Origin of the sequence: Actinomadura sp. NPDC023710 (assembly GCF_040639875.1) — a bacterium.
GTDB classification, from domain to species: Bacteria; Actinomycetota; Actinomycetes; order Streptosporangiales; family Streptosporangiaceae; genus Spirillospora; species Spirillospora citrea.
In genome coordinates, this window is sequence record NZ_JBFAGB010000023.1 from 1 (window position 1) to 17,854 (window position 17,854).

Genomic DNA, 17,854 nt, shown 5'->3' on the forward strand with positions numbered 1-17,854 from the left:
GGAGAGTCGCGTACGGAAATGTAACGAATGGGGACAAATTGTGTAAGCCCCATCCGTATCACCCGTGCCGCAACGCCAAAGTCAGCGCCCGCCCCCACAACTACGCGGGCGATCGCTGGCATCGCTTCGGCTCGCCTTGCGGCTCGCTGCGCGATCAGATTCTTGCTTCGCTCGAATCTGCCTTCGGACGCGATCGCAACCATTGAGGTCGCCGCGTGGTTGCGGCGCCGGCTGCGGTCCCAGCGCCCCTTCGGTCGGTGGCCGGTGTCGTTGCGTCCCTGACGGTTCCACCTTGTTCCCACTGGACGGCCCGCTGGGCGACTCAGTCCCGCACGATCGCGTCTTCGCTCGGCTTCGCCGGGGGTCCCCCTGATCGCGAGCCGGCCGCCAGGCAACTGCGAAGCGGCGCTTCGGTCGGCCGCGGTACCCACTGCGATGGACACAGCGCCGGCCTCAGCCAGCGCAGCAACCACGCGACGACCTGGGGATCTTGCGAGAACTGATCGGGCAGCGAGCCGCTCGGCGACGGGCGATGCCGGCGATCGGCCGTGGTCCTCGACGATGGAGGGCACCAAGGGCCCGAAGGAGGAGAGGAGTGCGATAAACAGGACATAACCTGATCAGATGCAGGCTGGTGAGTTGCGGGGGATCTTGCGAGGGCGGGATTTCCGGCGGCTTTACGGGACGCGGCTTGCCTCGCAGTTGACGGACGGCGTGTTCCAGGTGGCGCTCGCCGGATACGTGTTCTTCTCGCCCGAGCGGCAGGCGACGGCGCCCAAGGCGGCGGCCGCGTTCGCGGTGACGCTGCTGCCCTACTCGGCGCTCGGGCCCTTCGCCGGGGTGTTCATCGACCGGTGGCGGCGGCGGCAGATCCTCGTGTGGACGCCGGTGCTGCGCGCGCTGCTCGTGCTGATCGTCGCCGGGCTCGTGGCGGGCGGGCAGGACGGGCTCGGCTTCTTCCTCGGGGTGCTCGTCGTGCTGGGCGTGAACCGCTTCTTCCTCGCGGCGCTGTCGGCGGCGCTCCCGCACGTCGTGCGACGCGACCAGTTGGTCACGGCGAACGCGTTCAGCGTCACGTCCGGGACGATCATCGCGTTCGCCGGCGCGGGCGTCGGCTACGGGTTCCGGCAGGTGTTCGGTGCGGGGCACGACGGGACGGCACTGATCCTGGTGGTCGCGGCGGCGCTGTTCCTGCTGGCCGGACTGATCGCGACGACCCTTCCGAAGGGCCTGCTCGGCCCCCACCGGGCGGCGGAGGACGTCACGACTGGGGCGGAGGGGTCGCAGGCGCCCCGGGCCGTCGAGGCGATCCGGGGGGTTCTGGGCGGGCTTGTGGACGGGGGGCGGCATATCGCACGGCGGCCGCAGGCGGCGCTGGCGCTCGGTGCGATCTCGTTTCACCGGTTCCTGTACGGCGTCGTTCTGATCATGACGCTGCTGCTGTGCCGGAACCACTTCGCCGGCGATCCCGACCGGGGGCTGGAGACGTTCGCGCTGATGCTGGGGGTGTCCGGCGCCGGGTACTTCGCGGCGGCGCTGATCACGCCGCCGGTGGTGCGGCGGATCAGCAAGCAGGCGTGGGTGGCGTGGCAGCTCGGCGGGGCCGCGCTGAGCCTGCTCGTCCTCGGAATGCCGTTCGCGGAGCGTCCCTGGGCGGTCGGCGCCTTCCTGCTCGGCGTCGTGTCGCAGGGCGTGAAGTTGTGCGTCGACACGACGCTGCAGGAGACGATCGACGACGCCTACCGGGGGCGGGTCTTCGCCGTCTACGACATGCTGTTCAACGCGACGTTCGCCGCTGCCGCCGCCGCTGCCGCGACCTGGCTGCCCTCGGACGGGCGCGCCGGCCTCACCCTCCTCGCGGTGGTCGTGGCCTACGCAGCGGGCGCCGTGGCCTACCGGACGGCCGCCTCCCGCACGCGCCGGCCCGCGCACGCCCTGCGTTAGAGCGACTCCGCTATGGCGTGCATCGCGGCGGCGATGTGGTGGACCTCGTCTTCCGTGCACACGTACGGCGGCATCGTGTAGACGAGTCTGCCGAAGGGCCGCAGCCAGACACCGTGCGCCATGGCGATCTCCTGGACGTCCAGGACGTCCACCGGCTCGCGCGCCTCCATCACGCCGATCGCGCCGAGGACGCGGACGTCCGCCACCCCGGGGAGCTCCGCGACGCCGTCGAGCTCGCTGGTCAGGACCGCCTCGATGGTGTCGACCTCGTCCCGCCAGTCGCGCGAGAGCAGCAGGTCGATGGACGCGGACGCGACCGCGGCGGCCAGCGGGTTGGCCATGAAGGTGGGCCCGTGCATCAGGACGCCCGCCTCGCCGGAGGTGATGCCGTGGGCGACGCGGTCGGTGCACAACGTCGCGGCCATCGTCATGTAGCCGCCGGTCAGCGCCTTGCCGAGGCACATGATGTCGGGGACGACCTCGGCGTGGTCGCAGCCCCACAGCTCGCCCGTCCGGCCGAACCCGGTGGCGATCTCGTCCAGGATCAGCAGCAGTCCGTGCTCGTCGGCGATGTCGCGGAGGGCGCGCAGGTACTCCGGGGCGTAGAAGCGCATGCCGCCGGCGCCCTGGACGATCGGTTCCGCGATGATCCCGGCGAGCTCGTCCGCGTGCTTCGCGGCCAGATCCGCCAGCTCGTCCAGGTACGCCTCGTCGGGTTCGGTGGCGTAGCCCAGCGGGGGCGGGGACGCGAAGACGTGCTGGGTGAGGGCGTCGGTGAACATGTGGTGCATCCCGTTCACCGGGTCGCAGACGGCCATGTCGCCGAACGTGTCGCCGTGGTAGCCGCCCCGGACGGTGAGGAGCCGGCGCCGTTCCGGACGCCCCTGCGACCGCCAGAACTGCAGCGCCATCTTGATCGCGACCTCGACCCCGACGGACCCGGAGTCGGCGAAGAACACCTTGGTCAGCGGCTCGGGAGAGATCTCGACGAGCCGCTCGGCGAGCCGGACGGCGGGCGGGTGCGTGAGCCCGCCGAACATGACGTGCGCCATCTTGCCGAGCTGCCCGGTGACGGCCGCGTTCAGCTTCGGGTGGTTGTAGCCGTGCACGGCCGCCCACCAGGAGGACATGCCGTCGATCAGCTCGGTGCCGTCCGCGAGGGTCAGCCGCACCCCGTCCGCCGACACGACCGGCAGCGCGGGCGCCGTCGCCGGCATCGGCGCGTACGGGTGCCAGATGTGCTCCCGGTCGAACTCCAGCATCCGCTCGGTCTCCCGGGGGCTCATCCGCCCCAGCTGCAACGGGATCACTCGCCGTCCTCCTCACGGCCGGACGTGGTGCCGATGCCCTCCGCGGCGGCCCAGCGGCGCAGTTCGTCGGCGGCGGCATCCTTGCCGATCATGCCGCGGTCCAGGCGGAGTTCGAGGAGGAAGCCGTAGGCGCGGCCGACGAGGGGCCCGGGGGTGATGCCGAGGATCTCCTGGATCTCGTTGCCGTCGATCTCCGGGCGGATCGCGGCCAGCTCCTCCTCCTCCGCCAGCCGTCCGATCCGCACCTCCAGGTCGTCGTAGGTGCGGCGCAGCCGGTCGGCCTTGCGCTTGTTGCGGGTGGTGCAGTCGGCGCGGGTCAGCTTGTGCAGGCGGTTGAGGAGCGGCCCGGCGTCGCGCACGTACCGGCGGACGGCCGAGTCGGTCCACTCGCCGGTCCCGTAGCCGTGGAAGCGCAGGTGCAGCTCCACGAGGCGGGACACGTCGGAGATGACGTCCTTCGGGTAGCGCAGCGCGGTCAGCCGCTTGCGGGCCATCTTCGCGCCCACGACCTCGTGGTGGTGGAAGGAGACCCGGCCGCCCGTCTCGAACCGGCGGGTCTTGGGCTTGCCGATGTCGTGCAGCAGCGCCGCGAGCCGCAGGACGAGGTCGGGGCCGTCCTCCTCCTGCGCGATCGCCTGCTCCAGGACGATCAGCGAGTGCTCGTAGACGTCCTTGTGCCGGTGGTGCTCGTCGATCTCCAGCCGCAGCCTGGGCAGCTCGGGCAGGACGTGCGCGGCGAGGCCGGTCTCGACCAGCAGCGCCAGGCCCTCCCGCGGGTACCGGCCGCAGAGCAGCTTGGACAGCTCGTCCCTGACCCGCTCGGCCGACACGATCTCGATGCGGCCCGCCATGTCCTTCATCGCGCGCACGACGTCGGGCGCGACGGTGAAGCCGAGCTGGGAGGCGAACCGGGCGGCGCGCATCATCCGCAGCGGGTCGTCGCTGAAGGAGTCCTCCGGCCGGCCGGGCGTCCGCAGCACCTTGCGCTGCAGGTCGGTGAGGCCGCCGAACGGGTCGACGAAGTCGTGCCCGGGCAGCCGCGCCGCCATCGCGTTGACGGCGAAGTCGCGGCGGCGCAGGTCCTCCACGAGGGACGTCCCGTAGGACACCTCCGGCTTGCGGGACTTCGGGTCGTAGGACTCGCTGCGATAGGTGGTGATCTCCAGCTCGACGCCGTCCTTGCGCAGGCCGACCGTGCCGAAGTCGATGCCGATCGTCCAGTGCGCGTCCGCCCAGCCGCGGATGATCTCCAGGGTGCGCTCGGGCGGGGCGTCGGTGGTCAGGTCGACGTCCTTGGTCGGACGGCGCAGCAGCGCGTCCCGGACGGGCCCGCCGACCAGCGCCAGCTCGTGACCGGCCGCCGCGAACCGGGCGCCGAGGTCGTCGGCGACGGGCGCGATCCCGCGCAGCAGCTCGGTGATCGCGGTACGCCGCGAGGACTCTGGGGTCACGTTTTGGTTTGGCACGGCCATCGAGCGTATTTCCTTGGTTGACGGGCTGACAAAGGACTTTCTGGCGAGCGCCGGGGCCCGCACGGGAGTCCTTTCGGGGCCGAAGGAGGACGGGGCCCTTCACACGCCCCGTTCCCCGGGTTACGTTTCGGGCACCCCGACGACGCCCTGCGCGACCCGGTGAGCCTCCCGTACCGACAACGGTAGCGGGATCCAAAAGGGCCACGGTCCGCCGCACGTGCGGTTGAGGTGCGTCGCATGGGTTCGCGTGCCGCGCGGCAGGGATGACACCTGCCGTTCCGGGTATGTGGGGGTCTCCCCCCGCAGTGTGCGACGCACGGGGCCGTAGGGAAACCAGATCCGGGGGTGAGCGGGGTCGCCCCCCGCGGGATGGAGCCGAACATGAAGGACGCTCTCACCATCCACCGCGCGCTTCTCGGTTGGGAGACGGCGCACGAGATCGTGCGGCTGCGCCTGGCGATGTCCCGGGCCGACGAACTGCCCAGGGCGCTCGGCCTGCCGCCGGAGCGGTGCCTGGTGACCCGCGTCTACTCCTGCGACGGCGCCCACCACGGCCGCCCCTTCCTGGCCGGGGCGATCGTCCCGGCGGGCCGGCGGCCGTCCACCGAGGCGGTGCGGCTGGGCGTGGGGGCCCGCGGTGTCCGTCCCGCGCACGCGGACGTGGTCAACGCCGTCACCGAGTACGCCGCGGGCCTGGTCTGCCCGCTGCTCCTGCCGGAGTCGATGCCGCTGCTGATCGACCGTGGCCTCGTGGACGGGCTCCACGCCCACGGCGTCGTCTACACCGCGACCGGCGAGGCGTCCACGGCGCTCGGCATCAAGGCCAGCGCGCTGTACTCCCTCTGTCACCCGAAACCCGTCGACCTGCTGGCCCCGCTCAGCGCCGCGTCCGCCCCGGGGCGGGACCACGTGACGACCTGACCCGCGCGCCCGGCGCGGCCGGCGGGCGGGTGCACCGGGCAACGCCATGAACACCGACGGACTACCATCGGGGCCGTGGTGCGGGAAAACGACGCCCGCCGTCCTCGGCCTGTCCTCGCGCCGCCGGACGGGTTCTGGACGGGCACGGCGTGAGGGCGGACACGGCGTGAAAGCGGTCGGACGCGCGTTGGCGCTGGCCGCGCTGCTGCCCTGCCTCACGATGGCGGCCTCCCCGGCCATGGCGTCCCCCGCCGGGGTCCGGGCTCGGACCCCCGCGAAGGCCCCCGCCGCGGCCCAGGCACGCGCGCAGGTGGCGCTCGCGCTCACCAAGGTCACGCCGAAGACCCTCACCGCGAAATCCAAGATCGAGATTTCCGGGGCGGCGCGCAACCGCACCGGCCACGCGCTGGCCGGCCTCACCCTGCGGCTGCGCTACAGCGCCCAGCCCATGACCAGCCGGAGCCAGCTCGACCAGCTCGCGTCCGGGCAGCAGACCGCGTTGCCCAACGTCGCCCCGCAGCAGCAGTCTCTCGCGCAGGCGACCCGGCCCGGCGTGACCCAGGGCTGGAGCTTCCGGACCACCGCGCAGCAGCTGGGCCTGCGCGCCCCCGCCGCCACCCCCGGCGTGTACCCGATGCGCGTCGAGGTGCTGAACTCCGCGCAGCAGGTCGTCGGCGGCCTGACGACCTTCCTGACGCTGATGCCGAAGCAGCGGAGCTTCAAGCCGGTGGCGGTCGGCTGGGTCCTGCCGCTGATCGACCGGATGCACCGTGCCAACGACCGCACCTTCATCGACGACGAGCTCACCAAGGAGCTGTCGCCCGGCGGCCGGCTCCACCGGCTCGTGGAGGCCGCCGCCACCACCGGCACGCCGGTCACGTGGGCGATCGACCCGGCGCTGCTGGACGACGTGCGGCAGATGGCGTCGGGCGACTACTACGTCAAGGCGCCCGGGGCCGCCAAGGGCGTCCGGAAGGAGAAGAGCAAGGTCGCGGCGACGTGGCTGACGTCGCTCAAGACCGCTTCCAAGGGCGACCCCTACTTCGTCCTCCCCTACGGCGACCCCGACGTCACGGCCCTGGTCCGGCGCAAGGCGACCCGCGACATCGGCGTCGCCTTCGACGCGCGCAACACCGGCTTCGTGGCGCAGCTCCTCGGCCGCCAGCCCGACGCGCACGTCGCCTGGCCGGCGTCCGGCGTCGGCGGGCCCGGCACGCTCGAACAGCTCGCCAGGTACGCCCTGAAGGACGGCGGGTCGTTCCTGATGAGCAGCTCCCAGTTCGAGAACCCCGCGACGGGCGCGCAGCCGAACGCGACCACCGCGCTCCAGACGCACCTGGGCGCCAAGAAGGCCCTCCTGTACGACCAGACGGTCACCCAGATCCTCGACGAGGGGTCGCGGTCCGCCTCCCGGGCGCTGATGAGCGAGCAGCGCTTCCTCGCCGAGACCGCGATGATCGCGGCGGAGGCGCCGAGCGTCCAGCGCACCGTCGTCGTCGCCCCCGACCGGCTGTGGGACCCCTCCGACGGGCTCGCCAAGAACCTGCTCACCTACACCAAGGCCGCGTCCTGGATCCGCGAGGTGCCGCTGCGGTCGGTCGAGTCGGCCCAGCCGCAGGACCGCGCCTTCCACGGCTACTCCGACGACTACGAGAAGTTCGAGCTGGGCGACGTCCACCTGGACCAGACCCGGGCGATCGCGAAGCGCGCGGCGACGTTCCAGGCCGTGATGACCGGCCCGGTGAAGATCTCCTACGAGCGCGCCGTGCTGCGGCTGGAGTCGGTCGGCTGGCGCACGTCGCCGAGCCGCGCCAAGCGGGCCCGCAAGGAGCTGGAGGACGAGCTCAGGAACGACATGCACCGGGTCAGAGTCGTCCCCCCGAAGAACAGGCGCGTGCTGATGGGGGGCAGCTCGGGCAAGCTGCCCGTCCTGGTCGAGAACACGCTGGGCGACCAGTCGGTGAAGGTCCGGCTCGTCGTGACCTCGGAGAACTCCGCCAAGCTCAAGCTCGGCGAGCTGGAGCCCGACGACGCGGTGATCGAGCTCGGGCCCGGGGAGCGGGCCCAGCGGTGGATCCCGGCGCAGGCGGCCGGGAACGGCAACTTCGGCGTCCGTCTCGATCTGCAGATTCCCGGCGCGGGCGGCCGGACGTACGGTGACGGCGAGACCATCACGGTCACCACGACCGGATACGGGCGGCTCGCCCTGCTCATCACGGGCGGCGGACTTGCCGTACTCTTCGTGGGCGTCGGAGTGCGGGCCATCAGAGCGAGGCGCCGCCGGAAAGCGGAGGCAGCCGGTGACGGGTCGACCGGAATGGGATCGACAGGGACAGGGGAACCAGGGGGCGGGCTCCCCGGGCCCTGGTTCCCAGGGCCCGGGATACCCTCCGCCGAATACTCCGGGGCGCCCGGGACAGGGCTACCCGCCGCAGGGCGACCCCCAGGGGTACCCGCCGGGCCCGCCGCCCCAGGGACCCCCGCCCCAGGGACCGCGCCCGCAGGGGCCGATCCCGCAGGGCCGGCGGCCGGGCCCGCAGACTCCTGGCCCGAGGACCCCGCCGCAGTACCCGGGCCCGCCGCCGACGGGCCGGCCGCCGGGCGCGGGGAACATCGCCGCGGAGACGGTGGTTGACATCCCCCTCCCCGGCGGGAGCGCCCCGGACGCCGACACCACGGTCGTGGACACGCCTCCGCCGCAGGACGGCAAGGGCTCGTCCGGCATCCTGAAGTCCGGCGCGATCATGGCGGTGGGGACCCTCGCGTCCCGCATCACCGGCTTCCTGCGCACCGCCGTCATCGTCGCCGCGCTCGGCACCGGGCTGGTCGCCAACGCCTACAACACCGCCAACACCATCCCCAACCAGATCTACGACCTGCTGCTCGGCGGCATCCTCACCAGCGTCATCGTCCCGCTGCTGGTGCGGGCCAAGCAGCGCGACCGGGCCGCCGGGGAGCAGTACGAGCAGCGCGTGTTCACCCTCGCGGTGATCGGGCTCGCCGTCCTCACCGTCGTGGCGGTGCTGCTCGCGCCGCTGTTCATCGACGTCCTCGCGGGCAGCTACACCGGCGACCAGCGCGCCGTCGCCGTCCTGTTCGCACGGTTCTTCCTGCCCCAGCTGTTCTTCTACGGCGTCGGCGCGTTCGCCGGGGCCGTGCTCAACACGCGCGGCAGCTTCGGCGCCCCGATGTGGGCGCCCGTTCTGAACAACATCGTCGTGATCGCGGTCGGCGGCGCGTTCCTCGCGGTCACCACCGGCCGCGTCGACCCGTCCACCATCTCCGACCAGCAGCTCATGCTGCTGTCCGTCGGCACGACCGGCGGGATCGTCCTGCAGACGGTCGCGCTGTGGCCGTCGCTGCGCCGCGTCGGGTTCCGGTGGCGGCCCCGGCTGGACTTCCGCCGCGGCGAGCTCGGCGAGGTCGGGCGGATGGCCGGCTGGACGCTGCTGTACGTCGTCGCCACCCAGGTCGCGCTCGCCGTCGTCACCGCGCTGACGAACCGGGCCGGCAAGCTCGCCTTCGACCAGGGGCTCGGCGAGGGCTACGGGTACACCCCGTACTTCAACGCCTACCAGCTCTTCCAGCTCCCCTACGCGATCGTCGGGGTGTCGGTGATCACCGCGCTGCTGCCGCGGATGAGCCGGTTCGCCGCCGAGGGCAAGACCGCCGACGTGCGCGCCGCGTTCTCCAGCGGGCTGCGGCTCTCCTCGGTGATCATCATGCCGGCGGCGGCGCTGATGCTGGTGCTCGGACCGGAGATCACCACCGTGCTGTTCGCGCACGGCAACACCACCGCCGCCGACGCCCTGGTGATCGCGCGGGTCATGCAGATGTTCGCGCTCGCGCTCGTCCCGTTCTCCGTCTACCAGCTGATGCTGCGGGTCTTCTACGCCCACGGCGACACCCGGACGCCCGCCCTGGTCGGCCTCGTCGTCACCACCGCCAACATCATCATGGCGTTCACCGCCTACAACGTCCTCGACGTCAAGTGGATCGTGGTCGGCATCGCGGGCGGGTTCGCCGTCACCAACCTGGTCGGGACGATCACCTGCTGGCTGGTGCTGCGCCGCAAGCTCGGCGGCATCGACGGCCGCCGCATCGTCGGCGGCCATCTCAAGCTGCTCGTCGCGATCTGGCCGCTGATCGGGTTCGCCTACGCCGCGCACACGATCGCGGACGCCCTGGGCGGCACCGACACGATGCTGCCCGCACTGGCCACCCTGGTCGCCGGGTCCGTCGGCGGCGGGCTGCTGTACGTGCTGTTCGCCAAGCTGATGCGCGTGGAGGAGATCCAGACGACCATCGCCACGTTCGCACGCCGGCTGCCGGGACGCGCAAAGTAAAAAAGGACGCGCGGCGATAAGGCGGCCACTCGCGCGAGTAACCACTACCATGTGGGGGACTACGGCCTGCGGGGCGACACCCTGGGGAACGCAAAAGAGGAGGGTCGGAGGCGTAAGCTGCCACGCCACGAACATGGGATCTGACCACCTGTGCAGGACGTTGCCGTGAGCACGTCAGTCATCGAGCCCGGCACCCGACTCGCCGGCCGCTACCGGCTCGAGGAGCGCATCAGCGACTCGGGCGGCTCGTCGCTCTGGAAGGCCATCGACGAGATCCTCGCGCGGGCGGTCGCCGTCCGCACCTTCGACCCCGAGTTCCCCCGGATCGCCGAGGCGGTCACGTCGGCACGGTCGGCCAGCAGGCTGACCGACCCCCGCCTGACCCAGGTGTTCGACGCCGACGACTCGGGGGAGAGCGCCTACATCGTCAGTGAATGGGTCGCCGGCGAGCCCCTGGAGGGCATGCTCTCCAAGGCCCCGCTGGAGCCGGGCCGCGCCGCGACGCTGCTGTACGAGGCGTCCGAGGCGATCTCCGCCGCGCACGCCGCCGGGCTCTCGCACCTCTGCCTCACCCCCCGCGACCTGGTCTGGACGACGGGCGGCACCGTCAAGATCCTCGGCGTCGCCACGGACGCGGTCCTGTGCGACCGCAGCTCCGACGACTCCGCCGCGGAGGACGTCCGCGGCCTCGGCCGGATGCTGTACGCGGCGCTCACCGCCCACTGGCCCGGCGACGAGGACGGCTCCGCGCTGCCCGCCGCGCCCGCGTCCGACGGCGTCCCGCACGCGCCCCGCCAGGTCCAGGCCGGCATCTCGCACGGGGTCGACTCGATCGTCTGCCGCTGCCTCGGCATCGGCACGGGCGAGCCGCTCGCGACCCCCGCCGACCTCGCCAAGGCGCTGCGCGGCGTCCCGCGCACCCCGCTGCCGCTGTTCGCCGGGCTCGGCAACGCTCCGCCGGCGTCCCCGCGGCAGACGCCGCCGAGGCGCCCCGCGCCCCAGCAGGCGCCGCCGACGCAGCCGCACCGGCAGCCCGCGCCCGAGCCGCCCGCGGCCTCGCACGTCCCGCCGCCGCGTGCGCGCGCCCAGCGGCACGCCTCCCCGCCTCCACCGCCGTCCACCTCCACCCGCACGACGCCCGCGCACAGCCACGGCGGCCCCAAGCGTCCGGCCAACCCCGCCCTGATCGGCATCGCGGCGGCCGCGCTGACCGTCATCGTCGGGCTCGGCGCCTGGGCGCTGTCCGGCACCGGCGGCGACGACGACCCCAAGGGCGGCGGCGCCACCGACAACTCCCAGACGAGCGCGCCGCCCAAGCCGTCCGTCGCGAAGCTCGCCCCGCAGGGCGTCTCGCCCGCCGAACGCCCCGTGGGCGGCCACGTCGACGGCGCGATCGGCAAGAACCTCGCGTCCGTCATCGACGGCAAGCCCAGCGGCTCCTGGGAGACCCAGAGCTACGCCGACTCCGACTTCGGCCGCTACTCCAAGGGCCTCGGCGTCCTGCTCGACATGGGCAAGCCCGTCAAGGTCGCCAACGTGAAGGTCTACTCCCCGGTGAGCGGCGGGGTGCTGCAGGTCCGCGTCGGCGACTCGCAGTCCCCGACCGACCTGAAGCGCGTCGGGGAGCAGGCCCCCAACGGCGGCGAAGTGGCCTTCGCCGCGAACCCGCAGGCCACAGGCCGGTACGTGCTCGTCTGGTTCACCAAGCTGCCCGGCGGGCCGTTCAAGGGGCGGCTCGGCGAGATCGCCGTCTACGGGGCGGCCGGCTGATCACGTTCCGGCAGGGGGCCGATGTGAGCTGTGACGTGGAGCGGCGCATGTCTGTATCGTGCCTGTGAGCAGTTTGTCCCCTCGCCCCCCAGGATCACGTGGTGCCTACCTCAGCAGCCGGTCGCCGATGCCCGGCGCCGACCGGGCGTCCCGAACGAGAAAGCGGTCGCTCATGACGTCGGTGAGCATGCCTCGCGTAGGCGAAGTACCCGACAAGGAGCTCCTCGCCCGGCACGCACAGGGGGATCCGCACGCCTTCGCCGAACTCGTGCACCGCCACCGCGACCGCATGTGGGCGGTCGCGCTGCGCACGCTGGGCGACCCGGAGGAGGCGGCGGACGCGCTGCAGGACGCGTGCCTCTCGGCCTTCCGCGCCGCCGGACGGTTCCGCGGGGACGCCGCCGTCACCACCTGGCTGCACCGCATCGTGGTGAACGCCTGCCTCGACCGCGTCCGGCGCAAGTCCGTCCGTCCCGCGACGCCGATGGGCGACGACGCGACGTTCGACGCCGTCGCGCCCAAGATGCCCGACCCGACCGACGCGCACGGCGTCTCCCTCGACGTCCGCACCGCCCTGGAGCAGCTGCCCTACGAGCAGCGGGCCGCCCTCGTCCTCGTCGACATGATGGGCTACTCCGTAGACGACGCCGCGCAGGTCATGGAGGTCCCGCCCGGAACGATCAAGAGCCGGTGCGCGCGGGGCCGCGCCCGGCTCGCGCCCCTTCTCGTCCACCACCGGAACCGACGCGAGCCCAGGAACGTCGGAGGTGTGGAAGGAGGTGGCATGCCCAAGTGAACCCCGCGCACCTTGACTACGACGTCTTGGCCGACCTGGCCGAGGGACTTCTCGAAGACGACGAAGCCGCCTCCGTCAACGCACACCTCGAAACCTGCGCCGATTGCCGTGACCTGTCCGCCGACCTTGCGGACGTCTCCCGGATCCTGGCGGAGGCCCCGGTGCCGTCCATGCCCGCCGAACTGGCCGAACGCATCGACACCGCCATCGCGGCGGAGTCGATGCACACCGCCACCGTGGCGAGCCTGGAGCAACGGCGCGGAAGGCGGCATTGGCGGATACTGTCGGCGGCCGCGGCGACGGTGGTCGTGCTCGGCGGCGGAGCGACGGTCGGCAAGATCGCGATGGACGGCGCGAGCAGCAGCGACAGCGCGGCACGGCACCCGGCCCCGCACCGCTCCCTGACCGATTCCGGCTCGGGGTCGGGGGTGCCGAAGGTGGCTCCCGGAGAACCCGCGCCCACGTTCAAGGTCGCTCAGAGCGGCACCGACTACCGGTCGGGCACGCTGGGCGATCAGGTCGGCGGCATCGTGACGGGCGAGCAGAAGATGCGCTCGGAGGCCGCCGCGCCCGACCCGCGGCTCCGCGGCTGCGTCACCGGCGTCGCCGGCGAGCAGTCGCTTCTGCTCGTCGACCAGGCGAAATACGAGGGACAGCCCGCGATCATCATCGCGGTGAACGGCGACCGGCCGGGCAAGCGGAACATCTGGGTCGTCGGACCGGACTGCTCCCCGCAGGCCCATCACCTGCTGAAGCAGCTGAAGAACGCCTGACCGCCAAGCCCTGACCGGGCGCCCGTATATCTGAAGGCCATGGACGGCCGACCCCGTCCATGGCCTCTCACATGGCACATGGGCTGCCCGAGACGTCCTGCTCTCTATGGGACGCCCGGACTTCCTGCGAAGTTCGTCGAGCAGCGGCGGTAGTGCCGGGCTTCTCGGCGGTTGCGGCGACCGGGGCGCGTCGTCAGAGGGAGGCGAGGAAGTCGAGGGCCGTCGTCCAGGCCCGCTCGGCCGCTTCGGCGTCGTGGTCGGGCAGGTCCGGGTCGGTGAACAGGTGGCCCGCACCGCGGTAGCGGAACACCTCCACGTCAGCGCCCGCCTTGCGCATCTGCAGGTACCACGCGTTGAGCCAGTCGACGGGCTCCCAGGTGTCGGGATCGGCGACGTGCAGCTGCACCGGGATGTCGGTGGACGCGTCCTCCGCGATGTCGGACGTGCCGTGCATCAGCAGCAGCCCCGCCGCCTTGTCGTCGGCGAACGCGAGGTTCTGGGCGATGGATCCGCCGAGCGAGAACCCCGCGTAGACGAGCCCGCCCTCCCCGGTGAGCGGCGCGGCCGCCACGACGGCGCGGCGCAGCAGCTCGTCCCGCCCGATCTCGTCCTTGATCTCGATCCCGGCCTCGGCGTCGTCGACGACGCGCCCGTCGTAGAGGTCGGGGGTGTGCACCTCGTGCCCGGCGGCACGGAGCCGGTCGGCCGCCTGGTGCACCGCGGGCCGGAGCCCGTACATCGAGTGGAGGAGGAGAATGCGTGCCATGGGCCACAGCCTAGAGCGCCGCCCGGACCCTCGTGCCGCTGGTGGGCGGCCCGGCGCCGCGTACCGGGGAATCAGCGGGCCCTAGGATCGGTTGACGCGACTGTGAGGCCGGCTCGGAGCGGCACCGACGGCCAACGAGGAGAGGCAAGAACTGTGAGCGACGTCCGTAACGTCATCATCATCGGCTCCGGTCCTGCGGGCTACACGGCCGCCGTCTACGCGGCCCGCGGTGACCTGAAGCCGCTGGTGTTCGAGGGTTCGGTGACGGCCGGCGGTGCGCTGATGAACACCACCGACGTGGAGAACTTCCCCGGCTTCCCCGACGGCATCATGGGCCCCGACCTGATGGACAACCTGCGCAAGCAGGCCGAGCGCTTCGGCGCCGAGCTCATCACCGACGACGTCACCGAGGTCGACCTGACCGCCGACCCGAAGGTCGTGAAGGTCGGCGACGAGACCTACCTCGCCAAGACCGTGATCGTCGCGACCGGCTCCGGATACCGCGAGCTGGGGCTGCCGGACGAGAAGCGGCTGTCCGGCCGCGGCGTCTCCTGGTGCGCCACCTGTGACGGGTTCTTCTTCCGCGAGCAGGACATCGCCGTCGTCGGCGGCGGCGACACCGCGATGGAGGAGGCGATCTTCCTGACCAAGTTCGCCCGCTCGGTGACCGTGGTGCACCGGCGGGACGAGCTGCGCGCGTCCAAGATCATGCAGGACCGGGCGTTCGCCAACGAGAAGATCAAGTTCCTGTGGGACAGCGAGATCGCCGCGATCCACGGCGACGACCGGGTGACCGGCGTGACGGTCCGCAACACCAGGACCGGCGCGGAGTCCGCCCTGGAGATCACCGGGCTGTTCATCGCGATCGGCCACGACCCGCGCAGCGACCTGTTCGCCGGGCAGCTGGAGACCGACACCGACGGCTACCTGCTGGTCGACGCACCCACGACGCGGACGAAGATCCCCGGCGTGTTCGCCTGCGGCGACGTGGTCGACCACATCTACCGGCAGGCCATCACCGCCGCGGGCAGCGGCTGCTCGGCCGCCATCGACGCCGAGCGCTGGCTGCAGGACCAGGACGCCGCCGAGACCGTCCCGCAAGCCTGACCGCCCCACCGGCCTCGCGACGCCGGCCCGGCGGACGCCGGGCCGAAGCCGTCGCGGTGGGCTGCACGGGCGGGGGAGCGTCCCCGCCCACACGCGAGAACCGAAGGAGACCGATGAAAGCCGTGACCGACGCCGACTTCGCGTCCGAGGTCCTGGAGAGCGACAAGCCCGTTCTCGTCGACTTCTGGGCGGAATGGTGCGGCCCCTGCCGGATGGTGGCGCCGATCCTGGAGGAGATCTCCAAGGAGCACGGCGACAAGCTCCAGATCGTCAAGCTGAACATCGACGAGAACCCGCAGGTTCCGCAGCAGTACGGCGTCATGCAGATCCCGACGATGAACGTCTACAAGGGCGGAGAGGTCGTCAAGCAGATCATGGGCGCCAAGCCGAAGGCCGCCCTGCTGAGGGATCTCGCCGAGTTCATCTGAGCCTTCTCCGAACCGCCTCCCGTCTCCCGCGGCGAGCGCGAAACGCGTGGCCCGTACCTCCGAACCCGGAGTGCGGGCCACGCGCCGTTCAGAGGGCCTCAGACGGGCCGTAGCACCCCTTCTGGTGTCATGGAGCCCAGGAGCCGCTCCAGCGCCACCTCGACGTCCTCACGCCACGACAGCGCCGACTTCAGCTCCAGCCGCAGCCGCGGGTACCGGTGGTGCGGCCGGACGGTCTTGAACCCGACCGACAGCAGGTAGTCGGCGGGCACCATGCACCCGCCCTCCTCGCCCTTCAGGTCGCCGAACGCCTCGATCGCCTTCACGGCGCGCCGCGTCAGGTCCTTCGCGACTCCCTGGACGAGCATCCGGCCGATGCCGCCGCCCGAGAACTCCGGCAGGACGTGCGCCGTCATCAGCAGCACCGCGTCCGCGCTCACCGGGCTCGTCGGGAACGCCACCGAACGCGGCACGTACAGCGGCGGGGCGTACATGACGAACCCCGCCGGGACGTCGTCCACGTAGACGATCTTGCCGCAGCTGCCCCACTCCAGGAGGGTGGAGGAGACCCACGCCTCCTTCTCCAGGCCCGCGTCGCCGCTCTCCTGAGCCCGGTCCCGGCTCACCGGGTCCAGCTCCCAGAACACGCAGCCGCGACAGCGGTGCGGCAGATCATCGAGATTGTCGAGCGTGATGTTGACGAGACGACGCGACACCGGGTCGGCACCCCCTGCTGCGATCCTCGCCCGCCGGCCCGGGACCCGTGGCGGCGGAAGTTCCCGGCAACCATCCGGGACCCGCGGGCATCGTATCGGACAGGAGTTTCCCCAATGCCGCGGCACGCCACACCCACGCGTCTCGCCGCGGTGGTCATGACGTAGTTTGCAGGGAAGCCGAATCGCCTCGGAGGTGGCCTCGTGGAACAGCACTCGCGTACGGATGCCTATGCCGATCGCTACGCCGCCCGTGCCGCCGGCATGGTGCCGTCGGAGATCCGGGCCCTGTTCGCGATGGTCGCCCGCCCCGAGGTGGTCTCGCTCGCGGGCGGCGCGCCCTACGTCTCGGCGCTCCCCCTCGACGTCGTCGGCCGGATGATCGGCGAACTCGTCGCCGGCAAGGGCGCCGAAGCACTCCAGTACGGCTCCGCCCAGGGCGACGAGCAGCTCCGCGAGCACATCTGCGAGGTCATGTCCCTGGAGGGCGTCCAGGCGTCCGCGGAGGACGTCGTCGTCACCGTCGGCGCGCAGCAGGCGCTCGACCTCATTACGAAGATCTTCGTGGACCCCGGCGACGTCGTCGTCGCGGAGGCCCCGTCCTACGTGGGCGCGCTCGGCACCTTCGCCGCCTACCAGGCCGACGTGGTGCACGTGCCGCTGGACGAGGGCGGCCTCGTGCCGTCCGCGCTGCGCGAGACCCTCGCCCGCCTCCGCGCCCAGGGACGACGCGTCAAGTTCCTCTACACCGTCCCGACCTTCCAGAACCCCGCGGGCGTCACCCTCACCACGGCCCGCCGCGCCCAGATCCTGGAGATCTGCGCCGAGTACGACGTGCTGATCATCGAGGACAACCCGTACGGGCTCCTCGGCTTCGACGGCGAGCCCATGCGGGCCCTGCGCGCGGACGACGCCGACCGCGTCATCTACCTCGGCTCGTTCTCCAAGACGATCGCCTCCGGGCTCCGCGTCGGCTGGGTGCTGGCGCCGCACGCGGTGCGGGCGAAGCTCGTGCTGGCCGCCGAGTCCGCGATCCTGTGCCCGTCGAACTTCTCGCAGCTCGCGGTCCGCGAGTACCTCACCACCCAGCCGTGGCGGGAGCAGATCAAGGACTTCCGCGAGCTGTACCGGACGCGCCGTGACGCGCTGCTGGAGTCCCTTGACCAACTCATGCCCGACGGTTGCACCTGGACGCGCCCCGCCGGCGGCTTCTTCGTCTGGCTCACCCTCCCCGAGGGGCTGGACGCCAAGGCGATGGCCCCCCGCGCGATCGCCGAGCGCGTCGCCTACGTCCCCGGTACCGGCTTCTACGCGGACGGCACCGGCCACCGGCACATGCGCCTGTCCTACTGCTTCCCCGAGCCGCACCGGATCCGTGAGGGCGTCCGCCGGCTGGCCGGAGTGGTGGAGCAGGAGATCCGTCTCCGGGACACTTTCGGGCCCACCGGCGGCGGCTCGTCCACCGGTGTCCAGACGCCGGGCCCGGGCATCGTCTGACTTGTTTCACG

15 protein-coding genes are annotated in these 17,854 nt (G+C 72.0%); 11 read left to right on the top strand and 4 right to left on the bottom strand.

Annotation, left to right across the window (positions count from 1 at the left end; translation table 11 throughout):
* The coding region (locus AB0H37_RS25360; RefSeq protein WP_360615656.1) for a hypothetical protein at window positions 1-206 on the top strand (206 nt) is incomplete at its 5' end.
* A 418-nt stretch (window positions 207-624) separates the two neighbouring features.
* Window positions 625-1,944 carry an MFS transporter gene (locus AB0H37_RS25365; protein WP_360615658.1) on the top strand — a complete coding sequence of 440 codons (1,320 nt, stop codon included), beginning with the start codon at window positions 625-627 and terminating at the stop codon, window positions 1,942-1,944.
* On the opposite strand, the gene AB0H37_RS25370 is transcribed toward AB0H37_RS25365, so the two are convergent.
* Window positions 1,941-3,254 carry an adenosylmethionine--8-amino-7-oxononanoate transaminase gene (locus AB0H37_RS25370; RefSeq protein WP_360615660.1) on the bottom strand — a complete coding sequence of 438 codons (1,314 nt, stop codon included), beginning with the start codon at window positions 3,252-3,254 and terminating at the stop codon, window positions 1,941-1,943. The two genes, AB0H37_RS25365 and AB0H37_RS25370, sit on opposite strands and share 4 nt — an antisense overlap.
* Complete coding sequence (locus AB0H37_RS25375; protein ID WP_360615662.1) at window positions 3,251-4,726, bottom strand: CCA tRNA nucleotidyltransferase; 1,476 nt, start codon at window positions 4,724-4,726, stop codon at window positions 3,251-3,253. The genes AB0H37_RS25370 and AB0H37_RS25375 overlap by 4 nt, the downstream gene beginning before the upstream one ends.
* Before the next feature lie 381 nt (window positions 4,727-5,107).
* Here AB0H37_RS25375 and AB0H37_RS25380 point away from each other — a divergent pair, with 381 nt between their 5' ends.
* From AB0H37_RS25380 to AB0H37_RS25405, 6 genes are all read left to right on the top strand, one after another.
* Entirely contained in the window at window positions 5,108-5,647 is a 540-nt protein-coding gene (locus AB0H37_RS25380; protein ID WP_179831424.1) for a YbaK/EbsC family protein, read from the top strand.
* Between the two features lie 166 nt (window positions 5,648-5,813).
* Entirely contained in the window at window positions 5,814-8,282 is a 2,469-nt protein-coding gene (locus AB0H37_RS25385; protein WP_360615665.1) for a DUF6049 family protein, read from the top strand.
* Window positions 8,275-9,993, top strand: a complete 1,719-nt coding sequence (gene murJ, locus AB0H37_RS25390; protein ID WP_360615667.1) for a murein biosynthesis integral membrane protein MurJ — start codon at window positions 8,275-8,277, stop codon at window positions 9,991-9,993. Before AB0H37_RS25385 ends, murJ begins: the two co-directional genes overlap by 8 nt.
* Before the next feature lie 165 nt (window positions 9,994-10,158).
* A complete protein-coding gene (locus AB0H37_RS25395; RefSeq protein ID WP_179831426.1) occupies window positions 10,159-11,763 on the top strand; it encodes a protein kinase family protein in 1,605 nt (534 codons plus the stop codon).
* A gap of 187 nt (window positions 11,764-11,950) precedes the next feature.
* Window positions 11,951-12,559, top strand: coding sequence for an RNA polymerase sigma factor SigM (gene sigM / locus AB0H37_RS25400; RefSeq protein WP_229810071.1), 609 nt, complete (start codon window positions 11,951-11,953; stop codon window positions 12,557-12,559).
* Window positions 12,556-13,332, top strand: coding sequence for a zf-HC2 domain-containing protein (locus tag AB0H37_RS25405; protein WP_360615669.1), 777 nt, complete (start codon window positions 12,556-12,558; stop codon window positions 13,330-13,332). The genes sigM and AB0H37_RS25405 overlap by 4 nt, the downstream gene beginning before the upstream one ends.
* Window positions 13,333-13,525: 193 nt before the next feature.
* Here the strand turns inward: AB0H37_RS25405 and AB0H37_RS25410 are convergent, their stop codons facing one another.
* On the bottom strand, window positions 13,526-14,098 hold the full coding sequence (locus AB0H37_RS25410) for a dienelactone hydrolase family protein (protein ID WP_179831429.1): 573 nt from the start codon (window positions 14,096-14,098) through the stop codon (window positions 13,526-13,528).
* Window positions 14,099-14,251: 153 nt separating this feature from the next.
* Here AB0H37_RS25410 and trxB point away from each other — a divergent pair, with 153 nt between their 5' ends.
* On the top strand, window positions 14,252-15,205 hold the full coding sequence (gene trxB, locus AB0H37_RS25415) for a thioredoxin-disulfide reductase (RefSeq protein WP_179831430.1): 954 nt from the start codon (window positions 14,252-14,254) through the stop codon (window positions 15,203-15,205).
* 113 nt (window positions 15,206-15,318) lie between these two features.
* The gene (gene trxA / locus AB0H37_RS25420; protein WP_179831431.1) at window positions 15,319-15,633 is read left to right on the top strand and encodes a thioredoxin; all 315 of its coding nucleotides are present in this window, start codon (window positions 15,319-15,321) and stop codon (window positions 15,631-15,633) included.
* Window positions 15,634-15,731: 98 nt separating this feature from the next.
* On the opposite strand, the gene AB0H37_RS25425 is transcribed toward trxA, so the two are convergent.
* On the bottom strand, window positions 15,732-16,349 hold the full coding sequence (locus AB0H37_RS25425; protein ID WP_360615672.1) for a GNAT family N-acetyltransferase: 618 nt from the start codon (window positions 16,347-16,349) through the stop codon (window positions 15,732-15,734).
* A gap of 201 nt (window positions 16,350-16,550) precedes the next feature.
* On the opposite strand from AB0H37_RS25425, the gene AB0H37_RS25430 reads away from it, so the two are divergent.
* On the top strand, window positions 16,551-17,843 hold the full coding sequence (locus AB0H37_RS25430) for a PLP-dependent aminotransferase family protein (protein ID WP_360615674.1): 1,293 nt from the start codon (window positions 16,551-16,553) through the stop codon (window positions 17,841-17,843).
* Window positions 17,844-17,854: the final 11 nt, after the last annotated feature.